This is a genomic window from Halopseudomonas oceani, from assembly GCF_963677335.1.
Lineage (GTDB): Bacteria > Pseudomonadota > Gammaproteobacteria > Pseudomonadales > Pseudomonadaceae > Halopseudomonas > Halopseudomonas oceani.
Genome location: NZ_OY781932.1, coordinates 1,993,549 through 2,004,535, shown reverse-complemented (window position 1 = coordinate 2,004,535; position 10,987 = coordinate 1,993,549). Strand labels below are relative to the sequence as shown.

The window sequence follows — 10,987 nt, the reverse complement described above, 5'->3', positions numbered from 1 at the left end:
CTGAAACCTGCAGGTCGCCGGAACCACTCCCACCATTCAGCAACCGCTCACACGGCTCCACTCACACTCCCCGACGGCAGACTGAAACCGTCCTGCGGAGGAGACAAAGTCGAGGCCTACAGCCATTGCCATCGCTGCCGATATAGCAGTTTAGACAATAGTCAGCCCGATATGTCTCACGGGCAGACATTCAAGGACATTCACCGATGCGTAACAACCAGCCCGTAACCCAGCGTGAACGTACCTTTGCGGCGGACGAGCGACTCATATCCACGACCAACCTCAAGGGCGTCATCACCTACTGCAATGACATTTTCATTGAAATCAGCGGCTTTACCCGCGACGAGCTGATCGGCACCTCGCACAACCTGGTCCGTCATCCAGACGTACCGCCAGCGGTTTTCGCGCACATGTGGGCTGATATCAAGGCCGGCAAGGCCTGGATGGGGATCGTCAAAAACCGCTGCAAGAACGGCGATCATTACTGGGTCAATGCCTTCGTCACCCCCATCTGGGAGAACGGCCAGATCACCGGTTACGAGTCGGTCCGCACCAAACCCACGGCCGGGCAGATTGAACGGGCATCAACGCTCTACCAACGCCTCTCACGTGGCGGCAAGGCGGTGCAGAGTGACGTCGCCGGTCTGGGCATGCAGATCCTGCCGTCCGCACTGGCAATGGCGGCTAGCGGCGCTGCAGGCGTGCTGTTCGGCTGGCCCGGCGCAGCTGTCGCGGGCCTGCTCGGTGTGCCCGCCGGGTATCTCATGAAAGCCAGCCTTGAGCAGCGTCTGCAGCGTATTGTGCACTCGGCCGGCAACAGTATCAGTGACCCGTTGCTGGCCCAGATGTTTACCCCCTTCCGCGGCGCGATGGGCCAACTGGAAATGGCCATTCTCAGCCAGCAGGCACGCCTTACGACCTGCCTCGCCCGGGTAGCAGACAGCGCTGACAGCCTGAAGCTGCAGGCCCATGAAGCCAGCGACATCGCTCGCCAAAGCAGTGAGGGGCTGGCCCAACAGCGCGCCGAAACAGATCAGGTGGCGACTGCCATCAACCAGATGGCTGCGGCGACGCTGGAGGTATCGGGCAACGTCCAGAACGCCGCAGACGCAACCCACGACGCAGCGCAACTGGCCATACAAGGCAAACAGTTGGCCAGCAACGCCCGTATCGCCATCGAGAACCTATCCGGCGCGGTTGAGTCAGCCAGCACCGTCACCAACAAGCTGGCATCAGACGCCCGTGAAATCGGCACCGTCGTCGACGTCATCAAAGGAATCGCCGAACAGACCAACCTGCTGGCTCTGAATGCCGCTATCGAGGCAGCACGCGCAGGCGAGCAGGGACGCGGCTTTGCCGTCGTTGCCGACGAGGTGCGCGCCCTCGCCAGCCGGACAGCCGAAGCCACCGAACAGATCCATGGTCTGATCTCCAACCTGCAACATGCAGCCAAGAGCACGGTAGATACCATGCAGGCTGGCAACGAACAGGCCGAGCGCGGTGTTGCTCAGGTCATCGAAGCAGACGAAGCGCTCGAAGGCATTCGTCAGGCCATCGAACGGATCAACGAAATGGCCGGCCAAATCGCCAGCGCCGCCGAGGAGCAAAGCAGCGTTGCCGAAGAGATCAACCGCAACGTCACCAGCATCGCCTCGCTGGCAGACAGCACGGCGGGCCAGGCCAGCCGCAGCGCCGAGCTCAGTGGCGAACTGGCGACCACCGCCCAGCGCCAGGTCGACCTGGTTGACCGTTTTAACCGCCGTTGACCGGTAACCACTTCCCGAGAAGGTCGAGCATCAGCTCGACCCACAGGCCGCACCAGACGCGCTTCGCCGGGCCAAGCCCCAGAGCTCTCGACAACCTTGTCCTGCCGCCCCTGAGGGTTACCCACCCGCGGGGCGACAGTGCTAAACTGCCGCCTTTGCCTGTGAAACAAGGACACATCCATGTGCGGAATCGTCGGCGCAACCGCCCAGCGCGACATCACCCCCATCCTGCTTGAAGGCCTGCGCCGTCTTGAGTACCGCGGCTACGACTCGGCCGGCGTTGCAATCATCGACAGCGCCGGCGCAATTCAACGCGTCCGCGCCGTCGGCAAGGTCGTAGAGCTGGAAAACGCACTGCAGGCCACACCGGTCAGTGGTCACCTTGGCATCGCCCACACCCGCTGGGCCACACACGGCAAACCGTCAGAACACAACGCCCACCCGCACCTGTCCAACGGACTGGCGATCGTCCACAACGGCATCATCGAAAATCATGCTCCGCTGCGCAAACAGCTGCAGGATCTGGGCTACAGCTTTACGTCCGAAACCGATACCGAAGTCGTCGCCCACCTGCTGGCGCACCACTTTGCCGAAACCGGCGACATGCTCAGCGCGTTCCGCAACACTCTGGGCGAGATTCACGGGGCCTATGCGCTGGCGGTGGTCCATGAATCCGAGCCCGGCACCCTGTACTGCTCACGCATGGGCAGCCCGCTGGTGATCGGAGAAGGCAGCGGCGAACACTACCTGGCCTCCGACCCGCTGGCGCTGCTGCAGGTAACCGACCGCTTCCGCTACCTGGAAGAAGGCGACTACGCCCGCGTTACTCTGGACACCTGCGACATCTGGGACCACGCTGGCAATACTGCCGACCGCCCGGTAGTTCGCTATGAGCACGCCGCCCACAGTCTGGACAAGGGCGAATACCGCCACTTCATGCTCAAGGAAATCTTTGAGCAGCCACAAGCCATCAGCGACACCCTGGCTGGCACCCTTGGCGACGACCACGTGCTGACCGCCATCCTCGGCCCCGAAGCGGAAACCCGACTGGCCGACATCGCCAACATCCACATCGTTGCCTGTGGCACCAGTTACCATGCTGGACTGGTCGCCCGCTACTGGATCGAAGAACAGGCCGGCATTCCCTGCCAGGTCGAAGTCGCCAGCGAATACCGCTACCGCAGCGTTGTAGTGCCGGCCAACACCCTGCTGATCACCATCTCCCAGTCAGGTGAGACCGCAGACACCCTGGCCGCACTGCGTTACGCCAAGGATCAGGGCTACCTCGCAACCCTCGCCATCTGCAACGTCGCTGGCAGCTCGCTGGTACGTGAGGCCGACTGGCGTTTGCTCACGCATGCGGGTCCGGAAATTGGCGTGGCCTCAACCAAGGCCTTCACCACTCAACTGGTGTCACTGCTGTGGCTGACCACGGCCCTCGCCCAGACCCACGGCCGCAGCCAATTTGTTGCCCGTAACGTCAACGCCCTGCGCACGCTGCCTGCCCTGGTGGAACAGGTGCTTGGGCTGGAACCGGCGATTGTTGCGTTGGCCGAGCAGTTTGCCAACAAACACCATGCGCTGTTCCTTGGCCGCGGTCCGCACTACCCCATCGCGATGGAAGGTGCCCTCAAACTCAAGGAAATCTCCTACATCCACGCCGAGGCCTACGCTGCCGGGGAGTTGAAGCACGGCCCGCTGGCCCTGGTGGACGAAGACATGCCCGTGGTTTCGGTCGCACCCAGCGACAGCCTGCTGGAAAAACTCAAGTCCAACCTGGAAGAAGTGCGCGCCCGTGGCGGCCAGTTGATCAACTTTGCCTGCGAAACCATCGAGCAAAGTACCGACCCCGAAGTACGCGACGTCAGCCTGCCGTGGGTCGAAGACTGCGTCTCACCGATTATCTACACCCTGCCCCTGCAACTGCTGAGCTACCACGTTGCACTGGTCAAGGGCACCGATGTCGACAAACCACGAAACCTGGCAAAATCGGTTACCGTCGAGTAACCACCGCTCAAGGCAGGTGTGCGGCTACCGCGGCACACCCTAAGGGAGCCACCCCATGAACACCGACGCAGCAACCATACTGGTGACCGGCGGTGCCGGATACATCGGTTCACACACATGCCTGCGCCTGCTGGAATGCGGCTACCAGGTCATCGTGCTGGATAACTTCAGCAACAGCTCCCCTGAAGCGCTCCGCCGGGTGCAAAACCTCACCGGCAAGACGCTCGACATCATCACCGGCGACGTCAACGACGGCAGCCTGCTGGACGACCTGTTTGCCAGCAACCCGGTTGACGCGGTCATTCACTTTGCTGGCTTCAAGGCCGTCGGCGAATCCGTGGCCGAGCCACTGATGTATTACCACAACAACGTCACCGGCGCGGTTTCGCTACTGCAGGCCATGCAGCGATCCACCGTGCGTAATCTGGTATTCAGCTCGTCAGCCACCGTCTATGGCGACCCAGCCTGCCTGCCGATCACTGAAGACTTCCCGACCAGCGCGACCAACCCGTACGGCCGGTCAAAGCTGATGATCGAAGAAATACTGGGGGATCTTTACCGGAGCGACAGCAGTTGGAACCTCGCCCTGCTCCGCTACTTCAACCCGGTCGGCGCCCACCCCAGCGGACAGATTGGCGAAGATCCGGCCGGCATCCCCAACAACCTGCTGCCGTACATCGCCCAGGTCGCAGTAGGCCGACGTGAGCACCTCAGCGTGTTTGGTGGTGATTACGACACCCACGATGGCACCGGCGTACGTGACTACATCCACGTGATGGACCTGGCCGAAGGGCACGTCAAGGCGCTGCAGTGGTTAACGCGCAAACAGGGCCTTGCCGCCTTCAACCTCGGCACCGGCATCGGCTACTCCGTACTGGACATGCTGCACGCGTTCGAGCGCGCCTGTGGCAAGCCCCTGGCGTATCAAGTGGTTGCACGCCGCCCCGGTGATGTCGGCAGTTGCTACGCCGACCCGTCACTGGCCGCCCGCGAGCTAGGCTGGCAAGCCGAACGGGACGTCGACGCCATGTGCGCCGACGCTTGGCACTGGCAACAGCAGAATCCCGACGGCTACCGCTGACCCGCCCCTCCGCTTGCGAATGCCGCACAAACAAAAAGGCCGGGCAGCAGCCCGGCCTCTTCAAGGCAGTGATTGTCAGCTCTGAATAATGCGCTGCCCATGAATCAGATCGACGATGCCGTTAGTCGGCTGGTAACCGTTAACGGTGTCCAGCAGCAGTGCCCGGACATCGTCATACGCATCCGTTTTCACCGCCTGATTCATACGGATCAGCACCTCATACAGCGTCGGCCAATCGACAAACTCTTCATTTGCCCGATGGATTTTCGGGTGCGCCGTGCGCTCCGGATTGTCACCGATCAGCAGTTCTTCATACAGCTTCTCGCCCGGTCGCAGTCCGGTAAAGGTAATGGCGATATCGCCGTTGGGATCAACCTCATCACGCACCGTCAGGCCTGACAGCATCACCATCTTGTGCGCCAGCTCGACGATCCGCACCGGCTCACCCATATCCAGTACGAAGACATCCCCCCCCTTCCCCATCGAGCCAGCTTGAACCACCAGCTGCGCCGCTTCAGGAATGGTCATGAAATAACGGGTAATGTCAGGATGGGTCACGGTAATCGGGCCACCGCGCTTGATCTGCGAGCGGAACAACGGAATAACCGAGCCCGACGACCCCAGCACATTGCCGAATCGAACCATGGTAAAGCGCGTCCGGTTGACCACCCGCACGCCACTGTCATCGCCCCACAGATTCGGTGCCGACTCAGCACTGAGCGCCTGCAACACCATCTCCGCCAGGCGCTTGGTTGCCCCCATCACATTGGTCGGTCGAACCGCCTTGTCGGTCGAGATGAGCACACAGTTCTGCACACCGCAGCGAATGGCAGCCTGTGCCACCTTCAGCGTACCGAACACGTTATTCATGATGCCTTCGGCAACGTTGTGTTCGACCATCGGCACATGCTTGTAGGCCGCCGCGTGATAGACGGTATCGACCTTCCAAGCCGCCATCGCGTCGACCAGACGACCGCTGTTGCGCACCGAACCCAGAATCGGGATCAGGTCGATCGGCAATTTCTGCGCCTTGATCCAGCCTTGCAGTTCGGTGTGAATGGCGTAAAGACCAAACTCGTTGTGTTCAAACAGCACCAGTTTGGACGGCCCGGCGTTGACAATCTGACGACACAACTCGCTGCCGATGGAGCCACCTGCGCCCGTCACCAGCACCACCTTGTCGCGAATACAGAAATCCATCAGCTCCTCGACCGGCTCGACCGGATCCCGGCCCAGCAGGTCGGCAATATCGACCTCCTGCAGATCGTCCACTTTGACCTTGCCACTGGCAATGTCCATGATCCCCGGGATACTGCGCACATGAACCTGGAAGCCAGCCAGGCGGAAGAGAATCTGCTGTCGTGTTGCTCGGGTGGCAGACGGAATAGCCAGCAGCACTTCCTTGATGTCGGCTTCGGCGATCAATTTGGCAATGTGCTCAGACGGGTACACCGGCAGGCCGCCAATCACCCGTCCGGCCAGACTCGGGTCATCATCAATGAACGCCTTGGGTTTATACATGCGACCAAGCCGCAGCGAGGCCAGTAGCTGATTGCCCGCCGCGCCAGCGCCAAAAATGGCGACCGGCACACCCACTTCCTGCTCAGCCACGGCTTGATCAGGGCCAGGTGCCGCACCCATTAGCCAGTCACCCATGAAGTACTCGCGGGCCGCCAGCCGCAGACCACCAATCAGCAACAGCGAAAGCCACCAGTAAGAAACCATCGCCGAACGCGGAAACAGCACATCCCAGCCGCTATCGCGCCCCGCCAGCACCACCATGACCAGTGCTAGAAACGACAGCGTCACCGACTTGAAAATACACAACAGCGCCTGGCTGCCGAAGTACCGCATCACCGCACGGTACATTCCCATGCGGATGTAGATAGGCAAGGCCAGCGCAGGGGCCAACACAAACAACCAACGCTGTTCAGGCGTGGGAACTACCCAACCGGTTTCACCACCAAGACGCAGGTAAAGAGCAAGCCAGAGCGACAACCAGATCAGAATCAGGTCGGCAAAAATCTGAATTGAGCGCTTTTGCGCATGGCTCAACCCAATCAGTCTTTCCTTGAGCATCTTGCTCTCCAACTCAACAGAACGGACGCGATTATACGCAACACGACAGAGCCACCTTCCAGTACAGTTCCTGCCGAAGTTGCATAACGCGTGCAGATCATCAGCATACGCCCGGTCAGGCAGGGCTACAAACAGGAATTACTCTCATTAATCAGAGCCGCTTCATTGCTACAGCCGGAGCATCAGGCAGACTCACCCAGAATCCGAGCCAGTAACCCCGCGCTGGAGGCATCCGCGCCCGGCAGTTCGGCCAGCTCACCACGCAGGCAGGCCAGGGCATCCACTGCGATACGCTTGCCCATCTCCACGCCCCACTGGTCAAACGGGTTGATTTCCCAGATCACCGACTGCACAAACACCTTGTGTTCATACAGAGCAATCAGCGCACCCAGGCTATGGGGCGTCAGTTCATCCAGCAACAGGGTCGAACTGGGCTGATTACCGCGATAACGGCGGTTGCGTGGCAACGATGCGGCGTCTTTCACTGCGCCGTCACCCAGCGCCAACAGACGGGACTGGGCCAGACAGTTTGCCAGCGCCAGTTCGTGCTGAGCCAACAGTTCAGCGGTCGCCCCACCATGCTGCGCCTCGCGATAGCGCCGCGCAGGAACGATAAAATCACAGGTCACAGGTTCGGTGCCCTGATGCAGCAGTTGATAGAACGCATGCTGGGCATTCGGACCGATGGTGCCCCAGACAATCGGGCAGGTCGCATAATCAATGCTCTCACCAGCCAGGTTCACCGACTTGCCGTTGGACTCCATCTCAAGTTGCTCAAGGTAATTGGGCAACTCCTTAAGCCTGCCGTCATAGGGCAACACCGCATGCGCGTTAATACCCAGCATATTGGTGTTCCACACGCCGATAAGCCCGAGCAGCACCGGCAGGTTGTCGGCCCAGGGGGCCTGACGAAAGTGCTCATCCATCGCGTGCGCACCAGCCAACAGCTCACGAAACGCCGGCATGCCGATAGACAGCGCAATCGGCAAGCCAATGGCGGACCAGAGCGAGAACCGCCCACCGACCCAGTCCCACAGCGCCAGCTGGTTGGCGGGGGCGATGCCCCACTCGCTCATGCGCTCTGCCGCCGCCGACACACCGATGAAGTGACAGTCGAGCAAGCCGGGCAAAGCCCCCAGCTCACGTTCGAGCCAGCCACGCGCAGTTGCCGCATTGCTCAGGGTATCAATGGTGGAAAAGGACTTGGACGAGATGATAAACAGCGTCGCATGCGGGTTGAGGCCACCCAGCAACTGCGACACCTGGCTACCATCCATTGTCGAGGCAAAGTGCACATGCAGCGGCGATGCGGTAGACGGCCGCCAGTCAGCCAATGCCTCCGTTACCATCAGCGGCCCGAGGTCAGAGCCTCCGACGCCGATATTCACCACATCGGTAATGACCTCGCCGGTCACGCCACGCCACTGACCACTGCGGACCTTCTGAACAATGCCGTCCATCCGCTGCAGTTCAGCCTGAATCTGCAGGTTTATATCCTCACCGGCGACCAGGCACGTTCGCTCAGACGGCAAGCGCAACGCCCAGTGCATAGCCGCGCGCCCTTCGCTCGGGTTAACTGCGGCGCCAGCAAACAGCGCAGCCATGCGTTCTGCCAGCCCTTGCTCAGCCGCCAGATCAAATAACAGCGGCAGCGTCGCCTCAACGACCCGCTGCTTGGAGAAGTCAAACAGGATCGAGTCGAACGCTCGATGCAGCCGCACAAAGCGTTGCGCATCACCGGCAAACAGATCAGCCAGATGCGCGCCTCGCACCTCCTGCGCATGCGCTACCAGCGCTCGCCAGGAGGCCTTCTCAGTCAGAGGACTACTCATGTCATCGCCGTCCTATGCCGTAGTATGCGAAACCGTTCTGCTTCATGAATTCCGGATCCCAGACGTTGCGGCCATCGAGCAGCAACGGTGTTGCCATCAGCTCGTGCAGACGTGTCAGATCCGGGCTCCAATATGCCTTCCACTCGGTCACCAGCATCAACGCATCAGCCCCCGCGACCGCCGCATACGGGTCCTGGTGGAGCACCAGATCTTCACGCTCACCAGCCCATTGCGCCAGAGAGCCAAGCGCACGTGGATCATGCACGTGCACCTCAACCCCCTGCGCCCACAACGCCTCAATCAACTTGAGCGCCGGCGCATTGTTGATGCGCGACGATTCAGGCTTGAACGCGATGCCCCACAACGCCACCTTGCGGCCACGCAGGTTGGTGCCGTAGTGACGCCACAGCTTGCGAAAGAGCACCTCTTTCTGGCGCTCGTTGATGTTCAACACCTCGTCGAGCAGTTGGGCAGCCATACCGCTGCCCTGCAGTGTCGAGGCCAGACTCATCACATCGCGAGAGAAACTCAGGCCGCCAAAGCCGCAGCCCGGATACAGGTAGGCGTCACCAATCCGCCGGTCAGCGCCCATCCCCTGCCGTACCTGTTCAATATCCACGTCCAGGCTGTCAGCCAGATTGGCCATATCGTTCATATAGCTCAGGCGGGTAGCGAGCATGCCGGTAATCGCCAGTTTGGTGAACTCTGCTTCACGCGGCCGCATCGGCATGATGGCATCGCGGCGGCGATTGAACGGCCGCAGCAGCTCGGTCACCAGCTGCCGGGCCCAGTTGGCGTCAGCGCCAAGCAGCCAACTGTCGGCGCGCATGAAGCTCTGCAGCGCATTACCTTCGATCAGCAGGTCCGGCAGACTAACTACGGCTCCCGGATCAGCAACCGGAGCCTCGCATTCCAGCAACGCCTGTTGCAGCAGCTCGCTGCTGCCGACCGCAAAGGTTGACTGATTAACCACCAACCAGCGGCGAGTGCAGCGCTCGGGCAACGCCCCAATCAGCGCCTGCGCCTCAGCCGGCATGTCAGGGTTCAGGGCCAGCCAGATCACACCGCCCGGCACCTGCGGAGCAGCCTCAAGCGAGGTCAGCAGCAGCCGGCCCGCCTCTTGCTGCTCGGTCATCAAATCCGCCAGACCGGGCTCGCGAAAGGGGCATTCGCCGCGCATCAACTGCTCGGCATGTGCCCCTTCTGGCAGGTGCAGAAGCACCTGATTACCGGTCGAAGCCAGCGCCGTCGCACTGACCAGCGCACAAAGCGTATCGCCGTAAACATCAACCTGCATGGTGCCTGTCCTCAGCCCGTACGCTCATGGCGCGTAGCGAGCCAATAGTCCTTTGAAATCCGCACCCAGCTCCGGGTGCTGCAGGCCGTAGGCCAACGTTGCCTCCAGATACCCCAGCTTGCTGCCACAGTCGAAGGAGCGCCCGCGCATACGGTAGGCCTCGGCACCGCTCTGCTGCATCAGGGCCGCAATCGCATCGGTCAGCTGGATCTCGCCACCTGCGCCTGGCGCAGTCGCTGCCAGCAGATCAAAGATCGTGCCCGGCAAAACATAGCGCCCGACAATGGCCAAATTGGATGGAGCCGCCTCGCGGGCTGGCTTCTCGACCACCTGTTGCATCACAGCCTGCTTACCCTGATGCAGTTCAACGCCGCCCAGATCAACCACACCATACTGGTGCACTCGTTCCCAGGGCACCGGCTCAACCATTACCTGCGCCTTGCCTGTCTCGCCAAACCGTGTGGTCATCGCGGCAAGGTCAGACAACCCGCCCACCTGCTCAACCAGCACATCCGGCAACAGCACCGCGAAAGGCGCATCGCCCACCACCGGCCGTGCACAAGCCACCGCATGTCCCAGGCCCAGCGCACGCCCCTGACGCACCGCCGTCACCTTTAGCTCCGGCGGCGCAATCTCGCGCAGAACCTTGAGCAACGCGTCTTTGCTGCGCCGTGCCAGCTCGGCCTCAAGCTCGTAGTTGACGTCAAAGTGATCTTCAATGGCCTTCTTGCTGGCATGGGTCACCAGCACGATCTCGTTGATACCCGCAGCCAGCGCTTCCTCAACCACATACTGCACCACGGGCTTGTCCACCACGGTGACCATTTCCTTCGGAATCGCCTTGCTGGCCGGCAAAAAGCGTGTGCCCAGCCCGGCAACGGGTAAAACTGCCTTGGTAACCTTCACAGCAACTCCTGATCGTTCA

Annotated in this window: 7 protein-coding genes; 3 read left to right on the top strand and 4 right to left on the bottom strand. The window is 61.2% G+C overall.

Annotated elements, in window-relative coordinates; genetic code table 11:
* Window positions 1-206: 206 nt before the first annotated feature.
* The 3 genes from ACKPCU_RS09345 (at window position 207) to galE (ending at window position 4,854) form a co-directional block, all read left to right on the top strand.
* Window positions 207-1,766, top strand: a complete 1,560-nt coding sequence (locus ACKPCU_RS09345; RefSeq protein WP_321351647.1) for a methyl-accepting chemotaxis protein — start codon at window positions 207-209, stop codon at window positions 1,764-1,766.
* Between the two features lie 180 nt (window positions 1,767-1,946).
* Window positions 1,947-3,773 (top strand): glutamine--fructose-6-phosphate transaminase (isomerizing), encoded by a 1,827-nt coding sequence (gene glmS, locus ACKPCU_RS09340; protein ID WP_321351646.1) that lies wholly within the window; start codon window positions 1,947-1,949, stop codon window positions 3,771-3,773.
* 55 nt (window positions 3,774-3,828) lie between these two features.
* The gene (gene galE, locus ACKPCU_RS09335) at window positions 3,829-4,854 is read left to right on the top strand and encodes a UDP-glucose 4-epimerase GalE (RefSeq protein WP_321351644.1); all 1,026 of its coding nucleotides are present in this window, start codon (window positions 3,829-3,831) and stop codon (window positions 4,852-4,854) included.
* A gap of 75 nt (window positions 4,855-4,929) precedes the next feature.
* On the opposite strand, the gene ACKPCU_RS09330 is transcribed toward galE, so the two are convergent.
* The 4 genes from ACKPCU_RS09330 to galU all read right to left on the bottom strand — a co-directional run bounded on the left by ACKPCU_RS09330 (window position 4,930) and on the right by galU (window position 10,968).
* Window positions 4,930-6,933 carry a nucleoside-diphosphate sugar epimerase/dehydratase gene (locus ACKPCU_RS09330; RefSeq protein WP_321351642.1) on the bottom strand — a complete coding sequence of 668 codons (2,004 nt, stop codon included), beginning with the start codon at window positions 6,931-6,933 and terminating at the stop codon, window positions 4,930-4,932.
* 182 nt (window positions 6,934-7,115) lie between these two features.
* Window positions 7,116-8,765 carry a glucose-6-phosphate isomerase gene (pgi, locus tag ACKPCU_RS09325; RefSeq protein WP_321351640.1) on the bottom strand — a complete coding sequence of 550 codons (1,650 nt, stop codon included), beginning with the start codon at window positions 8,763-8,765 and terminating at the stop codon, window positions 7,116-7,118.
* A gap of 1 nt (window position 8,766) precedes the next feature.
* Window positions 8,767-10,062 carry a UDP-glucose dehydrogenase family protein gene (locus tag ACKPCU_RS09320; RefSeq protein ID WP_321351638.1) on the bottom strand — a complete coding sequence of 432 codons (1,296 nt, stop codon included), beginning with the start codon at window positions 10,060-10,062 and terminating at the stop codon, window positions 8,767-8,769.
* A gap of 24 nt (window positions 10,063-10,086) precedes the next feature.
* A complete protein-coding gene (gene galU, locus ACKPCU_RS09315) occupies window positions 10,087-10,968 on the bottom strand; it encodes a UTP--glucose-1-phosphate uridylyltransferase GalU (RefSeq protein WP_229744391.1) in 882 nt (293 codons plus the stop codon).
* Between the last annotated feature and the right edge of the window lie 19 nt (window positions 10,969-10,987).

What these genes read in the sequence shown, in the direction of transcription:
- ACKPCU_RS09345 (WP_321351647.1), top strand. Translation starts at nt 207, where the DNA reads ATGCGTAACAACCAGCCCGTAACCCAGCGTGAACGTACCTTTGCGGCG.
- glmS (WP_321351646.1), top strand. Translation starts at nt 1,947, where the DNA reads ATGTGCGGAATCGTCGGCGCAACCGCCCAGCGCGACATCACCCCCATC.
- galE (WP_321351644.1), top strand. Translation starts at nt 3,829, where the DNA reads ATGAACACCGACGCAGCAACCATACTGGTGACCGGCGGTGCCGGATAC.
- ACKPCU_RS09330 (WP_321351642.1), bottom strand. Translation starts at nt 6,933, where the DNA reads ATGCTCAAGGAAAGACTGATTGGGTTGAGCCATGCGCAAAAGCGCTCA.
- pgi (WP_321351640.1), bottom strand. Translation starts at nt 8,765, where the DNA reads ATGAGTAGTCCTCTGACTGAGAAGGCCTCCTGGCGAGCGCTGGTAGCG.
- ACKPCU_RS09320 (WP_321351638.1), bottom strand. Translation starts at nt 10,062, where the DNA reads ATGCAGGTTGATGTTTACGGCGATACGCTTTGTGCGCTGGTCAGTGCG.